This window comes from Myceligenerans halotolerans (assembly GCF_054782975.1).
Map to the genome: position 1 here is coordinate 55,386 of NZ_BAAGRL010000024.1, position 20,251 is coordinate 75,636.

17 protein-coding genes are annotated in these 20,251 nt (G+C 69.6%); 10 read left to right on the forward strand and 7 right to left on the reverse strand.

Going from position 1 to position 20,251, the window contains the following annotated elements; all coding sequences use genetic code 11:
• The first annotated feature begins 294 nt into the window (after positions 1 to 294).
• From ACYVK5_RS16550 to ACYVK5_RS16560, 3 genes are all read left to right on the forward strand, one after another.
• Positions 295 to 2,922: an AAA domain-containing protein gene (locus tag ACYVK5_RS16550; RefSeq protein ID WP_460706963.1), complete on the forward strand. Its 2,628-nt coding sequence runs from the start codon at positions 295 to 297 to the stop codon at positions 2,920 to 2,922.
• A gap of 212 nt (positions 2,923 to 3,134) precedes the next feature.
• Positions 3,135 to 4,322 carry a DUF697 domain-containing protein gene (locus ACYVK5_RS16555; protein ID WP_460706965.1) on the forward strand — a complete coding sequence of 396 codons (1,188 nt, stop codon included), beginning with the start codon at positions 3,135 to 3,137 and terminating at the stop codon, positions 4,320 to 4,322.
• A gap of 30 nt (positions 4,323 to 4,352) precedes the next feature.
• The gene (locus tag ACYVK5_RS16560) at positions 4,353 to 4,976 is read left to right on the forward strand and encodes a hypothetical protein (RefSeq protein WP_460706967.1); all 624 of its coding nucleotides are present in this window, start codon (positions 4,353 to 4,355) and stop codon (positions 4,974 to 4,976) included.
• A gap of 6 nt (positions 4,977 to 4,982) precedes the next feature.
• On the opposite strand, the gene ACYVK5_RS16565 is transcribed toward ACYVK5_RS16560, so the two are convergent.
• The gene (locus ACYVK5_RS16565) at positions 4,983 to 5,462 is read right to left on the reverse strand and encodes a tyrosine-type recombinase/integrase (protein ID WP_460706969.1); all 480 of its coding nucleotides are present in this window, start codon (positions 5,460 to 5,462) and stop codon (positions 4,983 to 4,985) included.
• A 117-nt stretch (positions 5,463 to 5,579) separates the two neighbouring features.
• Between ACYVK5_RS16565 and ACYVK5_RS16570 the strand changes: the two genes are divergently transcribed.
• Entirely contained in the window at positions 5,580 to 5,876 is a 297-nt protein-coding gene (locus tag ACYVK5_RS16570; protein WP_460706971.1) for an NIPSNAP family protein, read from the forward strand.
• Here ACYVK5_RS16570 and ACYVK5_RS16575 read toward each other — a convergent pair whose 3' ends face one another.
• Positions 5,877 to 9,464, reverse strand: a complete 3,588-nt coding sequence (locus ACYVK5_RS16575; RefSeq protein ID WP_460706974.1) for an nSTAND1 domain-containing NTPase — start codon at positions 9,462 to 9,464, stop codon at positions 5,877 to 5,879. It abuts the gene before it with no gap.
• 34 nt (positions 9,465 to 9,498) lie between these two features.
• Here ACYVK5_RS16575 and ACYVK5_RS16580 point away from each other — a divergent pair, with 34 nt between their 5' ends.
• Complete coding sequence (locus ACYVK5_RS16580; RefSeq protein ID WP_460706976.1) at positions 9,499 to 9,639, forward strand: hypothetical protein; 141 nt, start codon at positions 9,499 to 9,501, stop codon at positions 9,637 to 9,639.
• 389 nt (positions 9,640 to 10,028) lie between these two features.
• Here the strand turns inward: ACYVK5_RS16580 and metH are convergent, their stop codons facing one another.
• Positions 10,029 to 13,595, reverse strand: a complete 3,567-nt coding sequence (metH, locus tag ACYVK5_RS16585; protein WP_460706995.1) for a methionine synthase — start codon at positions 13,593 to 13,595, stop codon at positions 10,029 to 10,031.
• A gap of 184 nt (positions 13,596 to 13,779) precedes the next feature.
• On the opposite strand from metH, the gene ACYVK5_RS16590 reads away from it, so the two are divergent.
• The 4 genes from ACYVK5_RS16590 (at position 13,780) to ACYVK5_RS16605 (ending at position 16,882) form a co-directional block, all read left to right on the forward strand.
• Positions 13,780 to 14,235 (forward strand): GyrI-like domain-containing protein, encoded by a 456-nt coding sequence (locus ACYVK5_RS16590; protein WP_460706978.1) that lies wholly within the window; start codon positions 13,780 to 13,782, stop codon positions 14,233 to 14,235.
• 214 nt (positions 14,236 to 14,449) lie between these two features.
• Entirely contained in the window at positions 14,450 to 14,623 is a 174-nt protein-coding gene (locus ACYVK5_RS16595; protein WP_460706980.1) for a hypothetical protein, read from the forward strand.
• Between the two features lie 120 nt (positions 14,624 to 14,743).
• A complete protein-coding gene (locus ACYVK5_RS16600; RefSeq protein WP_460706982.1) occupies positions 14,744 to 15,904 on the forward strand; it encodes a GNAT family N-acetyltransferase in 1,161 nt (386 codons plus the stop codon).
• A gap of 60 nt (positions 15,905 to 15,964) precedes the next feature.
• A complete protein-coding gene (locus ACYVK5_RS16605; RefSeq protein WP_460706984.1) occupies positions 15,965 to 16,882 on the forward strand; it encodes a hypothetical protein in 918 nt (305 codons plus the stop codon).
• Here ACYVK5_RS16605 and ACYVK5_RS16610 read toward each other — a convergent pair.
• Genes ACYVK5_RS16610 through fgd form a run of 3 tightly spaced genes read right to left on the reverse strand, consistent with a single transcriptional unit; the run spans position 16,809 to position 18,724 of the window.
• Positions 16,809 to 17,249, reverse strand: a complete 441-nt coding sequence (locus ACYVK5_RS16610) for a HepT-like ribonuclease domain-containing protein (protein WP_460706985.1) — start codon at positions 17,247 to 17,249, stop codon at positions 16,809 to 16,811. The genes ACYVK5_RS16605 and ACYVK5_RS16610 overlap by 74 nt on opposite strands.
• Positions 17,246 to 17,683 carry a helix-turn-helix domain-containing protein gene (locus ACYVK5_RS16615; protein ID WP_460706988.1) on the reverse strand — a complete coding sequence of 146 codons (438 nt, stop codon included), beginning with the start codon at positions 17,681 to 17,683 and terminating at the stop codon, positions 17,246 to 17,248. Before ACYVK5_RS16615 ends, ACYVK5_RS16610 begins: the two co-directional genes overlap by 4 nt.
• Before the next feature lie 39 nt (positions 17,684 to 17,722).
• Positions 17,723 to 18,724: a glucose-6-phosphate dehydrogenase (coenzyme-F420) gene (fgd, locus tag ACYVK5_RS16620; protein WP_460706990.1), complete on the reverse strand. Its 1,002-nt coding sequence runs from the start codon at positions 18,722 to 18,724 to the stop codon at positions 17,723 to 17,725.
• Between fgd and ACYVK5_RS16625 the strand changes: the two genes are divergently transcribed.
• A complete protein-coding gene (locus ACYVK5_RS16625) occupies positions 18,714 to 19,523 on the forward strand; it encodes an HAD hydrolase-like protein (protein ID WP_460706991.1) in 810 nt (269 codons plus the stop codon). The two genes, fgd and ACYVK5_RS16625, sit on opposite strands and share 11 nt — an antisense overlap.
• Before the next feature lie 131 nt (positions 19,524 to 19,654).
• Here the strand turns inward: ACYVK5_RS16625 and ACYVK5_RS16630 are convergent, their stop codons facing one another.
• Entirely contained in the window at positions 19,655 to 20,086 is a 432-nt protein-coding gene (locus ACYVK5_RS16630) for a GNAT family N-acetyltransferase (protein WP_460706993.1), read from the reverse strand.
• Positions 20,087 to 20,251 lie beyond the last annotated feature (165 nt).

The following is a 20,251-nucleotide window of genomic DNA, read 5'->3' on the forward strand; positions in this document are numbered from 1 at the left end:
GAAACATGCTTCGGTGGAGTGACCGGATAGGTCGGGAGGTGGCACCTGATCGGGTGATACCCATGAATTCCGGCATCCCGTTATGTTCGGCGCATGACGTCGACTCTCGACCCGTGCCAGTACCTTGTCCTCATTCGCGATGCACGGGATGGCGCGCCGTTCGACGATGCGACGTCGCGTGTCGTGGCTTGCTGGTCCGATGATCGATATGTCTGGCTGGAGCACACCAGTGGTGAGCCGCGTCGTCGGAAGTATCGGCCGCAGCGGGTCAGGGTCTTGCAGAACCCTCGGAGCATGGCGCCGGAAGGTCGCCGCGCACGGGTGACCTACCGCGCGAAGAACGGTGACGTGGCGGCCGTCGTCGCCGCACAGGTCCTGCGGTTCGACGCGGTTGACGACTCCGGGGCGTGGATTCGTGTCTTCCACGCGAGCGGTGACGGCATACGAACGATTCGCGAGGCTGATGTCCGGCGGATCGTGGTGGACGGGGCCGACGACGCCGAGGGCAGGCCGATCCTGGATTACTGGCGCCGCATCGCCGGACGTCAGCCCGAAGGGCCGACGTCGCTCGTGGGGCATTACGAGGCGATGCGGATCGTCGATCGGGAGTCGGCGCTGGCGCATTTCCTGCACCGTCGCCCGATCGGCCGGACCGAGGTCGAGCGGGCCGTCCTGTACCCGTTCGGGATCAACCTGAGCCAGCGCGCCGCGGTGCGCAACGCCCTGGAGCACGACGTCTCGGTGATCCAGGGGCCGCCGGGTACCGGCAAGACCCAGACCATCCTCAACATCATCGCGAACATCGTGCGGGATCCTGGCGCGACCGTGGGTGTCGTCTCCCTCAACAACGAGGCCGTCAAGAACGTCGGCGAGAAGCTGCACGAAGCCGGGTACGACTTCGTCGTCGCCGGGCTCGGCCCGAAGGCGAAGCGGGAGGCGTTCTTCACGGCGGTCCCGGATCTCCGCACCGCGCGGACGGTGCACCGGCTCAAGCATTCCGCGCGTACCGACGACGACGGTGCGGCCACGGACACCAAGCTCAAGAACCTCGACAAGCGCCTGGTCAAGCTGCAGGAGCTCGATCGCGAACGGGCGCAGAAGTCCGGCGAGCGTGCTGCCTACGAACTCGAGCAGAGCCACTTCCGCGAGCACCTGGAACGGCACGAGATCCCGCCACTGGACGACTTCCCGCTGCTGTGGCGCTCGTCGAGGCGGATTCTCGCGCTTCTCGTCGACAACGCCGTCGGACCCCTCACCACGACGCGTGCCCAGCGCATCAGCCGGTGGCTCCGGCAGTACCTGCGGTACGGGATCATCCGCTCGCTGGACCCCGAGGACACCGAGGTGGTCCTGCGGCTGCAGGAGGCGTACTACGAGCGCAGGATCGCGGAGCTGCGACGGCGGGTGGAGCGGATCGACCGAAAGCTCGAATCGGCGAAGTACAAGGACCTTCGTGGGCGCCTCGTCGAGATGTCGCAGGCGCTGTTCGGTGCCGAGATCGCCGCGCAGGAGCTCGCGGGATCCACCCCGCTGCCCTCGTATCTGCGTCTCACGCGTGAGCTGCTCCAGGAGTTCCCCGTCGTGCTCAGCACCTGTCACTCCCTCCGGGCCGGTCTCCCCGACGGCGAACTCCTCGACTACCTGATCGTCGACGAGGCATCCCAGGTGGATCTGGTGACCGCCGCCGTGGCGATGGCCCTCGCCCGCCGGATCGTCGTCGTCGGAGACTCGCGACAACTGCAGCACATCGCGAAGAAGGCGTATGCGGAAGGCCTCCGGGCGCCGTCGTCGGACACGGACTACCTCCGGCACAACCTCCTGTCCGCGGTGATCGCGCGGTACGGCGACGACCTGCCCGAGGTGACCCTCCAGGAGCACTACCGGTGCGACCCGATGATCATCGGGTACTGCAACAAGAAGTTCTACCGGGACGAGCTGATCCCGTTCACGCAGGACAACCCTCGTGTCGCGCGGCCGATGCGCGTCGAGCTCACCGCGCCGGGCGGGCACATGCGCTCGGTGAAGGGCAAGGGCGCGTACAGCCAGCGGGAGCTGGACCAGATGACGCAGGAGGTGCTGCCCGGGTGGTTGGCGCATCGTCGGCCCGAGGAATGCGCGCTGGTGTCGCCGTTCCGGCTGCACGCGGACGAGGCCGCCACGAACCTGCGCCCGTACATCGCCGCCGACACCGTGCACAAGTTCCAGGGGCGTGAGCGTGCGGCGGTCAGCTTCACCACCGTCATCGACGACACCAAGCAGGGGAACCTTCGCGTGCAGTTCGTGGATCAGCCGCACCTGGTGAACGTCGCGGTCTCGCGGGCCAAGGAGGAGTTCGTCCTGGTGACGCACCACTCGATGCTGCCCAGGACGCGGCACATCCACGACCTGATCGGGTACATCAGGTACCAGGACCCGGGCAACATCCGCGAGAGTGATCTGGTGGGCGTGTTCGATCTGCTGTACCGCGACTTCTCGCGGCGGCTCCGCCCGCTCGCGCAGCGCGTGGTGCCGCGTGGGGAGTCACCGGCAGAAGCCATCGCGTGGACCGTGCTCGACGACGTCCTCGGTGCCGAGGAGTATTCGAACCTCGGGCTGTCTGCTCAGATGTTTGTACGGAACCTGGTCCCGGATCCTTCCGTCCTGACGCCCCGGCAGAAGGAATACGTCGACAACGGGGCGAGCGTCGACTTCCTCGTGCACAACCGCGTGACCAACCGGCCGGTGCTCGCGATTGAGGTGGACGGCTGGAAGTTCCATCGCGGGAACTCTCGCCAACGGAAGAAGGACGAGCGGAAGGATGCGATCTTCCGCCGCATCGGGATCTCGCTGCTCCGCTTGGAGACGACCGGGCACGGAGAGGAACAGCGCATCCGTGAGGCGCTGGACGAGGCGCTGGGGGAACAGTGGGAGGAACTGGCGTGAGGAGCGTATGCAGTCGTCGGTCGAAGTTCGGGAATCGCCGGCGGGCCGAATCCGAGTCCGGTCCTTCGCCCTACGAGCGAGCGCACGGCGCTCGGCAGATTGCCGACTGACTCGGTAGCTGAGGCCCCCACGCGCATCAGTTGTCACAGTAGGGCGATTCACCCATTCGGGTAGGGGCGTCGGGCCTGCTCAGGCCGGTAGTGTGCGTCGCTGTGAACACCAACGCCGAAGAGCACGAAGGTGTCGATCCCGAGGACGTGCTGAAGGCCGCGGAAGCGGAGCGTTCCCGGATCGGGCGGTTCAACCTGGCTGTCGTGGGTGGGACCGGCGTGGGCAAGTCGTCGCTGGTCAACGCGGTCTTCGGATCGGATCATGCGCGTACCGGCGTGGGGCTGCCGGTCACGCGCGGAATCAACTATCACAAGAATTCCGACGGCACCCTGGGCATCTGGGACTTCGAGGGATTCGAGGTCGGGACCAGCATGCTGCCGGCCGACATCGTGCGCGAGAACCTCGCGACGATCGCCGCCGGCCCGCCGGGGCAGCGAATCGCCGCGGTCTGGTACTGCGTGGCCTCGTCGTCGGCGCGATTGCAGCCCGCCGAGATCGATGTGCTCGCCGAGTTCAAGTCGCAGGGACTGCCCGTCGTCGTCGTGCTGACCAAGGTGGCGCGTGCTCGCACCGGCATGAAGGTCAGCGTCGGATCAGGACTGACGCGGGACTGGGCGTTCTCCGACGATGCCCGGGCGATGCTCGACTGGTTCGAGGATCCCAGGTCTGCCGACGGCACACCGATCGATCTGCCGATCGACGCCGTCGTCGCGACCGCTGCCGTCGATCAGGGACGGTTCGGGGGCCCGGTGCACGGGCTCGAGCAGCTCCTGGAGGTCACGCGGGAGCTGAGCCCGTCGGAGTGGGACGACGCGATCAAGGTCGCGCAGAAGATCGTGCCGGATCTGAAGCGTGAGATGTGCCGCCGAGTGATCACTGCAGCGGCGACGGCCGCAGGAGGTGTGGCCTTCGTGCCGATCCCCGTCGCCGATGCCGTCGCCCTGTCCGGCATCCAGCTCGCGATGATGGGCAAGATCTGCGCCTACTACGGGATGGACCTGAAGGTCCTCGGCAGCGGGCAGCTCATCACGCAGCTCGCCGTACAGTTCGCCGGAAAGGCGCTGGCGCGCAGCCTCCTCAAGTTGATTCCGGGTGCGGGGATGTTCGTCAACGCTGCCGTGGCCGGTGGACTGACTTTCGCGACGGGCGAGGCGTGGATGCGGTTCTGCGAGGCCGTCTCCACCGGCAAGGTCAAGGTCGAAGACATCGAAGAGGCGTGGGGAGCCTATGCGCCGTCGGTTCCGCAGGTGATCGACGGGATCCGGAAGTTCAGCACGATGAAGCGGTAGCGAAAGCCTGTCGACTGGCAGGATCGGCTCATGGCGTCCTACCTCCTGATCATCGGCGACCGTGAGGCTCTCGGCTGGATCCTCACGGAGTCGCGGACCGCCTTCCCGAGTGCCGGTCGGCGAGAGGTCGCCGAGCTTCGGGAGGGTGACACGCTCTTCCTGTACACGACACGTGGCTGCTTCAAGAACCCGACCCGCGACCGCGGGCGGGTCATCGGGACCACACGCGTCGGTGGTCCCGTTGAGCGGCTTGACGAGCCGGTTCGCTTCAGCGAGCGTGAGTTTCCCGTGGGCTGCCCGATCGAGATCGGTGCCTTGGCGTACCTCGGTCTTGGCGTCGATCTTGCGCCGCTCGTCGAGGATCTGGACGCGTTCGGCCGGACGGAGCACGCCTGGTCGATTCACCTGCGGCGCCCGCTGCTGCGCATGTCCGACGATGACGCCGTCCTGCTGACCGATCGGCTCAAGCCCGCGCCCGAGCATGCCCAGGCGATGGCCGTCGCCGGCTACCGGCGCTGGTACCGCGGCCTGCCCGCACCCGGAGACACGGAGTTCGAGCCGTGGGCGGCGGCGGAGAACGGCGTGGTGGTCAACCACCGTGGGCTGATTCCGGCCGCCGTCGTCGTGGAGTACGAGCGGACCCAGGGGCGTTGAGGCAGCTCAGGCAGCCTTTCTCCAGTGTGCGGTGCGAGCTTCCAGAGCTTCGCGGATGCGGGTGTCCTCGACGGCGACATAGCGTTGGGTGGTGGCGACCGACGCGTGGCCGAGGATCGTCTGGACCAGTCGAAGGTCGCGGGTCTCCTCGTGGATCTCGGTGGCGCAGAGATGCCGGAGCTGGTGCATGGTGGTGCCGTCGGCCAGCGCGCGGGACACGAGCGTGCCCACCCAGTGCGGGGTGAGGTGCCCGCCGTTCGGGCTCGGGAAGAGATAGCCGTCGCCGGCGCCGCGTAGGATGGCGGCGAGGTCGTCGGGAACGGGAAGTGTCCGACGACGAGAGCCCTTGCCGTGCACGACGAGCGACCAACCCGTCGGGGATCGCAGCAGGTCGCGACTCGGATGAACTCGGGCTACTTCACCACGCCGCATGCCGAGTTCGTTCGCCAAGCGAATCATGAGGTGAACCCGGGATTCGGCGGCCACGGAAGCACGGATGACGACCGCGCGTGCCGCCGGCCGCGGATCCGGCTGCGGCTGCGGCTGCGGCTGGGGGATGGTTTCCAGCCTCCGGAGGCTCGGCGTGCCCGTACGCTTGCTGCCATGGAGACGCAGCTGCGCACCTACCGTGTGCGTCCCGGCCTCATGGACGAGTGGGTACGCCGGTGGAAGGAAGAGATCGTGCCGTTGCGGCTCAAGACCGGGTTCGCGATCGGCGGGGCATGGGTGGTGCGAGAGCGGGACGAGTTCGTGTGGGTGATCTCGTACGACGGCCCTGGGACCTTCGCCGAGGCCAACGCTGCGTACTGGGCATTGCCCGAGCGGGATGCCATGGGTCTCGACCCGAGCGAGTACCTGGTCGAGGACGAGGGGGTCGACATCGAGCCGGTGGCCCTGTAGTTACGGCATCGCCGGCAGGAGGTGCTGTTCCCGCTCCTCGGGCGTGAGGGTGCGGAAGACGCGGGTGCGGGCCATCGCCGTGAGCGCCTCGACGTCGGGCTCACGCCGCCAGGCTCGTACGGTTCCATCGGCGGACGAACTCATGACGGTGTTCGAGTCCGCGGACCAGGAGACCGAGGTGACCTTGCCGCGGTGAACACCTGCGACGTGGGAGTACTCGAACGTCACGGCGTTCCAGATCCGAACGGTTTCGTCGTCGGACCCTGTGACAAGCCAGTTGCCGTCCGGAGACCAGGCGATGCATTCGACGCGAGCTTCGTGTCCCTTCAGCGTCTCGATGCGCTGGCCGGTGCTGACATCCCAGATGCCCAGCGTCCAGTCAGCGGAGGCTGTGGCGATGTGGCGTTCGTCCGGGGACCACGCCACGCCGTCTACGTAGTTGTCGTGGCTGCGCAGCACGGTGTGCTGCTCGCCGCCGGCGACGTCCCAGATCCGGGCGGTGCGGTCGTCGGAGCCGCTGGCAATGAACCGGCCGGAGGCGGACCAGGCGATGTCGCTGATCCAGTCCTGGTGGCCGGTGAGAACCTGCATCGGATCAGCGCCTCCAGATCGGATCGATTCCGATTCGTAGATGCGGACGTGGCCGTCATGGTCACCGGCGGCGAGGAAATGTCCGTCTGCTGACCACGCGAGGGCTTCGGCGGGCGCTCCATGGAGCAAGCCGTCAACGTCTGCCTCGCTACCGATCAGAGCGATCGTGCCGTCGCTACTCGCGCGTGCCGATCGACCGTCTGATGCCACCGCAACTGCCCAGTAACTCTGATCGGGAGAGATGGTTGCCGTGAAGTTCGCAAGGTCCGAATCGCCTGGTATCCAAGCCGCGGCCGCAACTGCTCCGTTGCTTTCGAGGAGCAGTTCGGATTCAGCGCCGCGGGGGTGGAGTCGCCAGGTGCGTACCGTGGCGTCAGATGAGCAGGTGGCGAGCCGATCACCGGCCGGTGCCCATGCGACGCCCCAGACAGTGTCGGCGTGTCCACGCAGTACGGCGAGCTCATCGGCGTCGTCGGGGTCGACCACTTTGACCAGTCGGTCTGACGACGCCGTTGCCAATGACCCGCCGTCCGGGGACCAGGCGACGTTCCAGACGTAGTTCACATGGTGCCGCAGTACGACGTCATGGGCTTCAAAATAGTGACGGAAGATGAAGCTGGTGTGGTCACCAGAGCCGGTCGCTATTCGAGACCCGCGGGGCTCCCATGCCACGCCTTCGACGAAGCTGGTGTGTCCGGTAAGGCCGCTGACGATGGCGCCGGTGCTCACATCCCAGACCAGTACGCGCTGATCGTGCGATGCCGTTGCGAGCTCCTGGCCGTCGGGAGCCCATGAGAGTCCCCACACGTCGTCCCGGTGTCCACTCAACTCCCGGACAAGTTCGCCGTGGGTACTGTCCCAGATCCGCACGACGGTGTCCTTGCAGCTCGCAGCGATGTGCTGTCCATCTGGAGACCACGCGACCTGCCGGCCGAAGTCCGTCAGGCCGCGCAAGGTTCGGACAGGTTCGCCGGTCTCGGCATTCCAGATTCGGACGGACTGTTCTCGCCCGATGGTGGCAACGTGCCGGGAGTCGGGCGACCAGCTGACGCCCTCCATCATCGGCCCGCCGGACGGCAGGACGTGGATGCAGCGGCCGGTCTCGGCGTCCCAGATGCGGCTCGTGCCGTCGCGGGATGCGGTGGCCAGGCGAGTGCCATCCGGCGACCACTTCACGTCGCGGACGACGTTCGTGTGCTCGCTGAGCTGCAGGAGGACGTGGTTGTGCGCGAGACCAGTCATCAGGGCTCGAACGGCAAGCGGTGTCGCGGCGCACTCGTCGAGGGCGGCCAGCGCGAGGAGGAGGGCCTGTTCGGGGAGTTCGCGGACAGAGGTGATTGCTCGCTGGGCGAGGCTGTCGGCGACGCGTTCGAGGTAGGCGCGGTCCTTCCTCAGGGAGGCGTTGACGAGCTCGCGGGCGATCGGAGATTCCTGGCCGCTCTCGGTCAGCCCGTCCAGCCACTGTCGCGCTTGCGCCAATCGCTTGCCGGTGAGGAGATAGTCGTCGCTGCGGTGGGCGCTTTCCCAGTCCTCGGCCCAGCGCTCTAGCTCTGCGCGCTGGCGCAATTGGTCCGAGCGGGCTTCGACCTCCTGGCGTAGTGGCGCCCATTGTCGGAACAGCGCTTCGTGCGTGACCTCGGCGAATGCCACGCCGGACTCGGCGTTCGAGGTGAGCAGCCGGGCCGCGACGAACGCGTCAACCACCATCCGCTCATCGGCGCTCAGCGAGTTCAGTTCAACCCTGCGGCGCACGGCGTCGCGGTCGCGGACCGTGACGAACTTCAGCAGGACCTGCAGTACCGAGTCCATGTCGGCGCTGTTCGCCAGCGCAGCCGCGGTCTCGTCCGCATGGCGGGCGAGAGCGCCCTCGACTCCGCCGAGTTCCTCGTACTGGGCTAGCGTGACCGTGCGGCCGTCGGCGGCGAGGAACAGTTCGTGCAGGAGATAGGCCATCAGTGGTAGCGCGTCCTCGCTGCCGGTGTCTGCGACGATCCTCTGCACGACGCCGGGCGCGTGTGACAGCCCTGCCAGCTCGGCCGGTTGCTCGACCGCCTGCACCAGCTGCGTCCTCGTCAGAGCGCCGATCACGGCGGGGCTGCGGAAAAGCTCCGCGTACTGCGTCGCCACCAGCGGTCCGAGCAGGTCCATCCGCACTGCAACGAGCACCCGCACGCGGGTGTCGTTGTCGGTGGTGTGCTTCAGGGCCTCGAGGAACTGATCCCGCTCGCGGTCGCCGGCCAGTGTCACCAGCTCTTCGAACTGGTCCACCACCAGGAGTACTTGGCGAAACCGTGCGCCGGCGCGGAGCCTGTCGAGCTCGGCACGAAGTGCGCCCGGGTCGTTCTGCAGGCGTACGAGCAGCTTGTCCGTGGTTTCGGGCCCAGCGACGGCAGCGGCCAGCGAGGCGAGCGGGTTGGTCCCCGGCGTGAATACCGGCAGCACCCTCCATCGCTGCTTTCGGAGCCTGGGAAGTACGCCGGCGCGCAACAGGGAGGACTTGCCGCTTCCGGATGCTCCGGCGAGGACGACGAACCGATCGCCGGAGGCGGCGTGCAGCCGCCGCACAAGCTCAGTGACCTGAGACTCGCGGCCGAAGTACACGGCCGCCTCGTCGTCGTCGAAGGCATCCAGCCCCGGGTACGGATTCCGGCCGCGCTCCCATTCGGAGTCGGGTGCCGGAGGATTCTCCGCGCGGTAGGCGGCAACCTGGGCAACGATCAGCGCGGCGAGCAGCAGACCCACCGCGGGCACGGACCAGTCACGCAGAAGTCGCATGACGAGCGGGGCGTCGTCGACGTTGGTCGCGTAGTTCGTCGCGATTGCGAGCAGACAGGTGACCAGAACGAGGAGCACCTGGTTGAGCAGCGGCAGCCGCGACCTCACGTATTCTCCTCTGCGCCGGTTCCGTCCCTGGTCACGGATGACGACGCTATCGAGATCCGGCAATACCGGCAATGGTCGTGACGGTGTGTCTTCGCAGGTGGAGGCGTCGAACATGGGGCCCGTGGGTGGGCCAGCGCACCTGCGATCTGTGAACTCCGAGGAATCCGATGACAGGTATGCCGCTATCGTCCCTGACTTCGGCGCGATCACCGGCAGCGGCACGCCCGACACACCCTCCGCCTACGAGGTCGCCGGCGCGTTGCTGACCCTCGGGGCTTTGACCCGCTGAGCTCGATCCAGTCGAGTCCACGGCGCAGGCGTTCACGATTGGAGGCGTCAGCACTCATCCCGTCACACTACGAGGTCGCGCCTCGACCATCGGGGCGAACTCTTGGTGGCGGGCAGGATCGCAACGAGCAGGGCGCCGCGCGAAGCTTGAGGTCAGCACCCAAATCGTGCCACGATGCCGAGCATCCGCGCAGGTCAGGCGCTCATAGCGCGTCACGCGCGCCGATCACCGACCGAAAGCCTCAATCCTGACCCGCTTATGACTCACTTTGGTACGCTGAGGTACGCCCAGCGACGCCTGGGTACGGGAGCCCCGGCGATCCGCCCGGGGCTCTGACCAGCCAGAACGGGTTCCACCAGATCGGAAGCCGACGCCCCCCGCCCCGGAACTCACACCGAGAAGTACTTGCACTCCGGATGATGAAACACGAGCGCATCCGTGCTCTGCTCCGGATGCAGCTGCAGCTCATCACTCAGCTCCACCCCCACCCGCTCGGCCCGCAGCAGCTCCATGATCTTGTGCCGGTCCTCCATCTCCGGGCAGGCCGGGTACCCGAGCGACATCCGCGCCCCGCGGTACTCCAGCTTGAACATCCCCTCGACGTCGTCCGGCTCCTCGTCGGCGAACCCGAGCTCGCCTCGCACCCGGGAGTGCCAGAACTCCGCCAGCGCCTCCGTGAGCTGGACGGACAGACCGTGCAGCTCCATGTACTCCCGGTAGTGATTCCCCTCGAACAGCTTCGCTGTATGCGCGGCCACGGAGTCGCCCACCGTCACGAGCTGCACGGGCAGCACGTCGTACCGCCCCGTCTCCTCGACCCACGAGCGCGGCTTGACGAAGTCGGCCAAGCACAGGTGCCGGTCGCGGCGCTGCCGCGGGAAGGTGAAGCGCAGGCGTTCCGTTCCCGGCGAACCGCCGGACCCGCCGTCGGGCGCCGTCAGCCCGGCCAGCCCGGGCCCGTGGTGCGCGACGACGAGGTCGTCCCCCTCCGACCAGACCGGGAAGTACCCGTACACGACCGTCGGATCGAGGATCTGCTCCGTCCGGATGCGGTCCAGCCACTCCTTCAGCCGCGGACGGCCCTCGGTCTCCACCAGTTCCTCGTAGGAGGCGCCGTCGGCCGAACGCCCCGGCTTGAGCCCCCACTGCCCCATGAAGGTCGCCCGCTCGTCGAGGAACGCGGCGTAGTCCGCGAGCTGCAGCCCCTTGACGATGCGCGTACCCCAGAACGGCGGCTCCGGCACCGGGTTGTCCAGAGCGACGTCGGACCGGGCGGGCAGGTCCTCCACCGCGGTCTCGGTCACCTTGACCACGTTGTGCCGGCGCGTGCGCAGGGCCGGCAGCCCGACGTCGTCCACCGACGCCCCGCGTGCCACCTTGACCAGCGGCTCCATGAGCCGCAGGCCCTCGAACGCGTCGCGCGCGTACCGGACCGTGCCGTCGAACATCCCGGCGAGGTCGTCCTCCACGTACGTGCGGGTCAGCGCGGCGCCGCCGAGCAGGATCGGCCACCGCTTCGCCATGCCCCGGGAGGACAGCTCCTCCAGGTTCTCCTTCATCACCACGGTCGACTTCACCAGCAGCCCCGACATGCCGATCACGTCGGCGCCGTGCTCCTCGGCGGCCTCGATCATGGCCGAGATCGGCTGCTTGATCCCGATGTTCACCACCGTGTAGCCGTTGTTGGTGAGGATGATGTCCACGAGATTCTTGCCGATGTCGTGCACGTCGCCGCGCACGGTCGCCAGCACGATCGTGCCCTTCGACCCGGACTCACCCTCGACCCGCTCCATGTGCGGCTCCAGCAGCGCCACGGCGGTCTTCATCACCTCCGCGCTCTGCAGCACGAACGGGAGCTGCATCTCGCCCTTGCCGAACAGCTCGCCCACCACCTTCATACCTTCCAGCAGGTGGTCGTTGACGATGTCCAGCGCCTTCATGCCGTCGCCGAGCGCCTGTTCGACGTCGTCGTCCAGGCCCTTGCGGTTGCCGTCGATGATGCGGCGGGCCAGCCGCTCGCCGATCGGCAGCGCGGCGAGCTCCGCGGCGCGCGCGTCGCGCATGGCGGCCGTGTCGACGCCCTCGAACATCTCCAGGAGGCGGGACAGCGGGTCGTAGGTCAGCTCGCCGGCGTCGTCGTACCGGCGCCGGTCCCAGACCAGGTCGAGCGCGACCTCGCGCTGCTCGTCCGGGATCGCGTTGAGCGGGAGGATCTTCGCCGCGTGCACGATCGCGCTGTCCAGGCCGGCCTCGGTGGCCTCGTGCAGGAACACGGAGTTCAGCACCGTGCGCGCGGCCGGGTTCAGCCCGAACGACACGTTCGACACGCCCAGCGTGGTGTGCAGGCCGGGGTAGCGGCTCGTGAGCTCGCGGATCGCCTCGATCGTCTCGATGGCGTCGCGGCGCGTCTCCTCCTGGCCGGTCGCGATGGGGAAGGTGAGGCAGTCGACGATGATGTCGTCCACCCGCATGCCCCACTGCTGCGTGAGCGTCTCGATGAGGCGGGTCGCGATCGCGACCTTCCCCTCGCACGTCCGGGCCTGCCCCTCCTCGTCGATCGTGAGCGCGACGACGGCGGCCCCGTGTTCGACGACGGCCGGCATGATGCGGGCGAACCGCGAGTCCGGCCCGTCGCCGTCCTCGAAGTTCACCGAGTTCACGACGCCGCGCCCGCCGAGCAGCTCCAGGCCCGCCCGGATCACCTCCGGCTCGGTCGAGTCGATCACCAGCGGCAGCGTCGAGGCGCTGGCCAGGCGGGAGACCACCTCGCGGACGTCCTCGACGCCGTCGCGCCCCACGTAGTCGACGCACACGTCCAGCAGGTGCGCGCCGTCGCGGGTCTGGGCGCGCGCGATGTCGACGACGTCGTCCCAGCGGGACTCCAGCATCGCCTCGCGGAACGCCTTGGACCCGTTCGCGTTCGTGCGCTCGCCGATCGCCAGGTAGGAGGCGTCCTGGTGCAGGTCGGTGTGCGAGTAGAGGGAGGCGACGCCGTTCTCCCGCTCGGGGTGACGGTCCGGCAGGGGATTGCCGCGCACGACGTCGACGACCTGGCGCATGTGCTCCGGCGTCGTGCCGCAGCAGCCGCCCACCAGGCCCAGGCCGAACTCGCGCGTGAACTGCTCGTGCGCGGCGGCCAGCTCCTCGGGCGTGAGGGGGTAGGAGGCGCCGTTCGGGCCGAGCACCGGCAGGCCCGCGTTCGGCTGGCACATCACCGGCATCTCCGCGTGCCGGGCCAGGTGGCGCAGGTGCTCGCTCATCTGATCCGGGCCCGTGGCGCAGTTCAGGCCGATCGCGTCCACGCCGACCGCCTGGAGCGTGGTGAGGGCCGCGCCGATCTCCGAGCCCATGAGCATCGTGCCCGTCGTCTCCACGGTGACCGACGCGAGGATCGGGACGCGCTGCCCCAGCGCGGTCATCGCCGCCCGCGAGCCCGCCACCGCCGCCTTGGTCTGCAGGAGGTCCTGGCTCGTCTCGACGAGGATCGCATCCGCGCCGCCCTCGATGAGGCCCGCCGCCTGCTCCGCGAACGTGTCGCGCAGGTGCGCGTACGTGGTGTGGCCCAGGCTCGGGAGTTTGGTGCCCGGGCCCATCGAGCCCAGGACCCAGCGCGGGTGGTCGGGTGTGGTGTGGGCGTCGGCGCGCTCGCGGGCGAGGGCCGCGCCGGCGCGGGCCAGCTCGCGGATGCGGTCGTCGATGCCGTAGTCCGACAGGTTGGACCAGTTGGCGCCGAACGTGTTGGTCTCGATGGCGTCCACGCCCACCTCGAGGAAGGCGTCGTGGATGCTCCCGATCAGGTCCGGGCGGGTGACCGTGAGGATCTCGTTGCAGCCCTCCATGTCCTGGTAGTCCGCCAGGGTGGGGTTGGCCTGCTGGATCATGGTGCCCATCGCGCCGTCGGCCACGACCACGCGCTCGCGCAAGGCGCCGAGCAGAGCGGCCGCCCGCTCGGACATGGGCAGGGCCGGGGCAACGGAGGGAGCAGTCACGAATCGCAGCGTAACCCGCGGGGGTTCGCCGCGGCGGGGGCGGACCGGGGGCTGGAACCCGCCGGTCGACATGCGCCGGACGGGCCCGGAGGCCGATGCTGGAGGCGGGCCGGGCCGCACGGCGTCCGGCGTCGACCAGGAGGTGAACGAGATGGAGATCGTACGAGCAGAACGGGCGGCGCAGGAGATCGTCGGACTGCACGAGACGGTGCGGATGAGTGAGCTCCCGGAGTTCTTTCCCCGCGCCATGACGGCGGCCGCCGAGGCACTCTCGGAACGGGGGATGGAGCCGACCGGGCCGGCCGTCGCGCTCTACCACGGCATCGAGAACGAGACGGCCGATGTGACCGCCGGCTTCCCCGTGTCTCCGGGCGCCGCGCCGTCGGAGGACGTCGTCGCGGCGATGCTGCCTGCGGGCGCGACGGTGGAGACCGTCCACCACGGGTCGTACGACAGCCTGCCGGACACGCACCAGGAGTTCACGGCCTGGTTCGAGGAGAACGGGATGGACGTGCCGCCGGTGCTGTGGGAGGAGTACCTCGTCGGCCCGGAGAGCGAGGAGGACCCCGGCGAGTGGCAGACACGGATCGTGTACCCCGTCGGCTGACCGGCGGGTGGTCCGCCGGCCCTGGACGTCGCCAGCCCGGCGACGCCGTCACTCCCGCGACGTCGTCGGCCCCGGGCTGCTGCCACGCCGGCGACGCCGCCACGCGCGCGACGCCGTCGGCCCTGGCATGTTCGGGCGCCCTGACCTCGGCGACGACCGGTCCACCGGCGCAAATTCCCGTGCCCGGCGCCGGCATCGGCCCTACCGTGACGGGATGTCTTCGCCACTGCCCGCACAGCCGCGGTCCGAAGCCCAGCCCGCGTCGCCGACGCTCCCCACGGCGGGCGGCCTGACCTGGCGGCCCTGGAACCGGCGGGACGTCCCGGCCCTGGCCGCGCTCATGCGGGTCGTCCAGGAGGCCGACGGCCGCGACTGGTTCACTCCGTGAGGATCCGCAGAGCCCAGCGCACAGCCTGTGCCGAGGCCGCCCGCCGGGACGCGGAACCGGGGGTACTGTCGGCGGAAAATCCGGTGACCGACGGCGCCCGTGCGGCCTAACGTGAGCCACATGAATGCCGCCGACGCCGTCGCCCCCGAAGCCTCCGGTCCCGCCGCACCATCGGCGACCGTCGCCGAGCGCGCCGCCGCGCCCACCCAGCTTCCCGAGATCCGCGCGGGCGGACTGACCTGGCGCGGGGCCCGGCGCGAGGACGCGCCGGCGATCCTGAGCATCCTCAACGACCTCGCCGCGGCTGACAACGACCCGTTCCGCTGGTCCCTCGACGAGGTGCAGGAGCGGATGGCCGCCCCCTACCGCGACCTCGACAAGGACTTCCTGCTCGGGTTCGAGGGCCCGGACGAGAGCGCGCTGCGCGCCTTCGCCGAGGTCGACACCCGGCCCGGGGACGCGACCGTGGCACGCGCCATCCTCCTCGGCGGCGTGCACCCGGACCGCCGCGGCGAGGGGATCGGGCGCGAACTGCTCGCCTGGCAGGTCGCACGCGCGCGGCAGAAGCTCGCGGCGTCGGCGCTCGCGGACCAGCCCGTGCCGGCGTGGATCATCGTGCCGATGGAGGACGACGCGCCGGAGTCCCAGCGGCGTACCTACGAGCGCGCCGGGTTCGCCGTGCGGCGCTACTACTCGGACCTGCGCCGCGACCTGTCGGTGCCGATCCCGCCGGCGACCGCTCCGCCGTCGGACGGCACGTTGCGGCTGGTCCGGTGGACGCCCGAGCTCGACGAGGCGACGCGCCTCGCGCGGAACGACGCGTTCCGGGACCACTGGGGGAGCCAGCCGCAGACCAGGGAGACCTGGGCGGAGGACCGCACGGCGTTCATGCCGGCCTGGACGTTCCTGGTGCTCGACGACGCGCCCGACGTCGACGCGCTGCTCGCCTCACCGGACACCGACGACGAGACCGCGGCCGCGCTGCGGGCGGGGGAGCCGCTGGTGGTGGCATACGAGATCGCGTCGAAGTACGTCGAGGACTTCGAGGTGCGCGGCTTCACGTTCGGCTACTCCGACAACGTGGGGGTCCGCCGCGCCTACCGGGGACGCGGCCTCGCGCCGGCGGTGATGACGGCCGGGATGCGCGCGATGGCCGACGACGGGATGCAGTACGCCGCACTTGACGTCGACACCGAGAACCCGAGTGGCGCGGGAGGGCTGTACGCCGCCCTCGGCTACGAGAAGCAGGGCGGCTCGCGGCTGCTGATGATCGAACTGTGAGTCGTGGCCGGCGCGCGAATTCCTGGCGGCGCGCCGACCAGCGCCAGTAGCCTCTCCGGTGTGACGCGTGACGACGGGCGCCGGCCCGGAGACAGGTCGAGCGAGACCGACGACGAGCCGATCGGGGCCCCCGTGCTCCCGCCCTGGGTGGGAGAGGCGCGCGAGCGGGCGGCCGCCCGGGTCGAAGGGCTGCTGCGGACTCCCGGGGCACGAGGGGCGGCGGTCGCCTTTCTCGTGATGGTCGGCGTGCGCATGATCATCGCCCTGCCGGTGGCGTGGGGGCTGCTGCGTCCCGAGGTCGCCGGCGTGACGATCGACGTGAGGTGGCTGGTGGCGATGGCCACGTCGCTGCTCCTGGCGCTCACCCTGCATCTGGCAACGGCGCCGCACCTGCTGCCCGGCACGCCGGCCGCGAGGTCGCGGCTGGTGACCGGAGTTCTGTCGGCGCTGTACCTGACCGCGCTGGGAACGCTCGCGGCCGGTTCGTTCGGGCCGTGGGCGACGGCGGCGATCCCGCTGCTCGTCCAGGTGGCGCTCGTCGTGGCGTTCGTGCCCCCGCGGGGCGGTGACTCACCGGCCGGCCCGACGCCGGACCGGCGGCGACAGATGATCCTCGCGGTGGTGTACGCCGCCGTCGGCGTCCTGGTCGCGGCAGCGCTGGTGCAGGCGCTGCCCTACATCGGAGGCGGTAGCCCCTGGCTGATCCTCGATGGCGTCGAGTACGCACTGGTCGCCACGATGGCCGTGCTCGCGTGGGGCGTGAACCGGGCCGCCGGGGCGGGCGGAGCATTGTTCGTCGTGGCCGAGGTGCTGACCACGCTGCAGATCATGCTGTTCGCGCAGCCGCTCCCGCTGTTCGCGCCGCTGCTCGCGCCGGCGTGGTCGGCCCCGTACCCGGCACTGATCACGTGGTGCTACGTCCTGGCCCTGGGCTTGATCGCGGCGGGTGTGCTTCGCCGGGTGTTCGGTACGGCGTGAATCCGTCGGTTTCGGGGTCCAGCAGATTCCGCACGCGATCCGCTACGACGGGAATGTTCTCGGCCAGGATCTCCCAGATGATCTCGAAGTCGACGATGTCGTATCCGTGCGCGACGACGTTCCTGGTGTCCTTGAGATTGCGGAGCTCGAGATCAGGGTGGTCCGCGACGAAGGCCGGAGCCTTGCGGTCGAGACGGGCCACGACCTCGCCGAGCCGGACGAGAAGGTCCTCCGCCGCGTAGCGCAGGAACTCGTCGTTGTCGTAGGCGTGCTTACCGCGCCCGACCAACCGGGCCGCGGCATCGGTGTGTAGCAGCAGGTCTCCGAGCAACTGCGAGATCACTGGTTCGATCGCATCCGTCGTCACAGCGGGATCGCCTCGTCCAGGATCTGCCGGTGCCGATCGCCGAGCCCGCCTTCGCTCACGACATCGACATGGACGCCGAGGAGTTCTTCGAGTTCGGGCGCGATCCGCCCGAAGGTCCACGCGGCTCCGTGCGGAACCGATACCAGGATGTCGAGATCGCTCGACGACGTGTCCTGTCCGCGAGCCACCGATCCGAAGACGCGCGCGTTGCGTGCGCCGTGGCGGGCGATCACCGCGCGAATCTCCGGGCGGTGCTCCTCCAGCACGGTTGCGGGGCGACGGAGCGCGTGGCGGATGCGCTCGAGCATCGCAGGTGACGCATGCCGCCGCCCCGACTCGTATGCCGAAAGGTTCGACTGCGCGATACCCGTCAGCTCGGCGAGTTGCTTCTGCGTGAGTCCGGCAGCCTCACGCTCGGCCCGAAGATCGATCATAGATCGAATATATCAGTGATAACCCGCTGGCTCGCCCGTTCACAGCCGCTTCAGGAGGGGCAGGACGTCCTCGCCGAACTGGGTCAGGAAACGGCGCTGGTCGTGGCCCGGACCGTGCACCATGAGGTGGTTGAGGCCCGCGGCGAGATACGGCTTGATCATCTCCACCGCCTCCTCCGGCTCCGACGCGACGATCCAGCGCTTCGCGATCTGCTCGATCGGCAGCTCGTCCGCCAGCCGCTCCATCTCCTCCGCCGACGTCACACTGTGCTTCTGCTCCGGCGTGAGCGAGAGCGGCGCCCAGAACCGCGTGTTCTCCCGCGCCGCGGCCGGATCCCGGTCGTAGGAGATCTTCAGCTCCAGCACCTTGTCGATCCCGGCAGGGTCGCGCTCTGCCTTCGCCGCACCCTCCGCGACACCCGGCAGCAGCTTCTCCGTGTACAGGTCCATGCCCTTGCCGGACGTGCAGATGAAGCCGTCGCCCACGCGGCCCGCATACCGGGCCACCATCGGGCCACCGGCCGCGACGTACACGGGCACCGGGCTCTCCGGCCGGTCGTAGATCGTGGCGCCCACCAGCGTGTAGTACTCGCCGTCGTGGTCCACCGACTCCTCGGTCCACAGCCGCCGCATCAGCGCGACCGCCTCCCGCAGCCGGGCGAACCGCTCCTTGAACTCCGGCCACTCCCGACCGCTCACCGCGATCTCGTTCAGCGCCTCACCCGAACCCACGCCGAGCGCCACGCGCCCCTCGGTGAGCAGCGCCAACGTCGCGAACGTCTGCGCGACCACCGCCGGGTTGTACCGGAAGGTGGGAGTCATCACGCTCGTGCCGAGCGTGATCCGCTCGGTACGCTCGCCCGCCGCCCCGAGCCACGCCAGGGCCGACGGCGCGTGCCCGCCGTTGACGCGCCAGGGCAGGAAATGGTCCGAGATCCACGCACTGTCCAGGCCGGTCTCCTCGGCGAGAACCGTGAAGTCCACCAGGTCCCGAGGACCGAACTGCTCTGCGGATGCCTTGTAGCCGATCTTGAGAGTCACATCCGCGACCTTACGCCCCGAGGCCGACATCGACACGGAGACCGCGATCACGATCGCCGCCGAGACCGGCGAGGTCACGGACGCGGCATCTCCGGACCGTACGCTCTTGTCCGTGACGATCACCCTGCCCGACCGCCCCACGCACGTGCTCCTCGACCTGGACGGCACCCTCACCGACTCGGCGCCCGGCATCATGGCCTCCCTGCGCACGGCCTTCACCGAGAACGGGCTCCCCGTGCCCGACGACGCCCGGCTGCGCCGGTTCGTCGGCCCGCCCCTCGGGCTCTCCCTCGCCCGCGCCGGCCTCACCGGCGACCAGGCCGATGCCGTCGTCACCGTCTACCGGCGCGAACTCGAGGCCGGCGGCATGTACGACAACAGCGTGTTCGACGGCGTCGCCGACCTCCTCGCCGCCCTGCACGCCGCGGGCACCACCCTCGTCGTCGCCACCGCCAAGCCGCAGCCGCTGGCCCGCCCGATCGTCCAGCACTTCGCGCTCGACCGGTACCTGACCGGCGGCATCGACTCCGTCTTCGGCCCAGCCCTGGAGGGCGCCGGAGAGCACGGCGGGAAGGAGAAGGTCGTGACCCGGGCGCTCGCGGCCTCCGGCGGTGACCAGGCCGGGGCGTCGGCGGTGATGGTCGGCGACCGGGAGCACGACGTGCACGCCGCGGCCGCGAACGGCATCCCGACGATCGGCGTCACCTGGGGGTACGGCGAGCCGGGAGAGCTCGAGGAGGCCGGCGCGGCCGCCGTCGTCGGCTCCCCCCGAGAACTGCTCGCGCTGCTGCTGGGATGAGCGGGAGCGCAGAAGGCTCGCGGGAGCCAGGAGGTTGCTTACGCGACAGCGTGCTTTGGCGTAAGCAACCTCCTGGTACACCGCGGAGCGCCCCCCCCGACGGGCGAGGCAGAGGGGCGGCCGCGGGTCCTTCAGCCGTGGAGGCGCTGCATCCACTCGTGCGGGCCGTCGACCTGCTTCCATCCGAGTTCCTCGTACAGGGCGCGGCCATCGTCGGAAGCCCGGAGCACGATCCGCTTGAGGCGCAGGGGGCCGAGGTCGGCGAGGGCGCCCTCGACCAGGAGGCGGGCGAGGCCGCGACGGCGGTGGCCAGGGTCCACGACGACGTCGGCCAGCCAGCCGAACGTGGCGCCGTCCGTCACGACGCGGGCGTAGCCGACGAGCGTCCCGGACTCCCGCGCGTACACCGCGTAGTTGCGTGACCCGGTGATCGCTGCGTCCTGCACCTCGCGGGACCGCCCGGCGGCCCAGTAGGCGTGCTCGGAAAGCAGCGCGTGCACCCGCGCCGGATCGATCCGGCTGGTGTCGGCGGAGAACTCGTACAACGATTCGTCGGCAACCATGCGCCGCAGTCAACCACGCGCGCGCCGCGCCGACGAAGGAGTTTCCGCCCGCCGGACGGGACCGCGCGGGCGCGTCAGCCCGCGGCGGGCCGCGCCGGAGCGCGTCAGACGGTATGAGGGACCGGTTGTGCTGTGGACGGATTCCGCCGCTGGGCGGTGATGGTG

Bases quoted from the DNA above. Each gene is read 5' to 3' on its own strand.
- ACYVK5_RS16550 (WP_460706963.1), top strand. From the start codon at position 295: ATGGCGCCGGAAGGTCGCCGCGCACGGGTGACCTACCGCGCGAAGAAC.
- ACYVK5_RS16560 (WP_460706967.1), top strand. From the start codon at position 4,353: ATGGCGTCCTACCTCCTGATCATCGGCGACCGTGAGGCTCTCGGCTGG.
- ACYVK5_RS16570 (WP_460706971.1), top strand. From the start codon at position 5,580: ATGGAGACGCAGCTGCGCACCTACCGTGTGCGTCCCGGCCTCATGGAC.
- ACYVK5_RS16575 (WP_460706974.1), bottom strand. From the start codon at position 9,464: ATGTTCGACGCCTCCACCTGCGAAGACACACCGTCACGACCATTGCCG.
- metH (WP_460706995.1), bottom strand. From the start codon at position 13,595: ATGTCCGAGCGGGCGGCCGCTCTGCTCGGCGCCTTGCGCGAGCGCGTG.
- ACYVK5_RS16590 (WP_460706978.1), top strand. From the start codon at position 13,780: ATGGAGATCGTACGAGCAGAACGGGCGGCGCAGGAGATCGTCGGACTG.
- ACYVK5_RS16595 (WP_460706980.1), top strand. From the start codon at position 14,450: ATGTCTTCGCCACTGCCCGCACAGCCGCGGTCCGAAGCCCAGCCCGCG.
- ACYVK5_RS16600 (WP_460706982.1), top strand. From the start codon at position 14,744: ATGAATGCCGCCGACGCCGTCGCCCCCGAAGCCTCCGGTCCCGCCGCA.
- ACYVK5_RS16615 (WP_460706988.1), bottom strand. From the start codon at position 17,683: ATGATCGATCTTCGGGCCGAGCGTGAGGCTGCCGGACTCACGCAGAAG.
- ACYVK5_RS16630 (WP_460706993.1), bottom strand. From the start codon at position 20,086: ATGGTTGCCGACGAATCGTTGTACGAGTTCTCCGCCGACACCAGCCGG.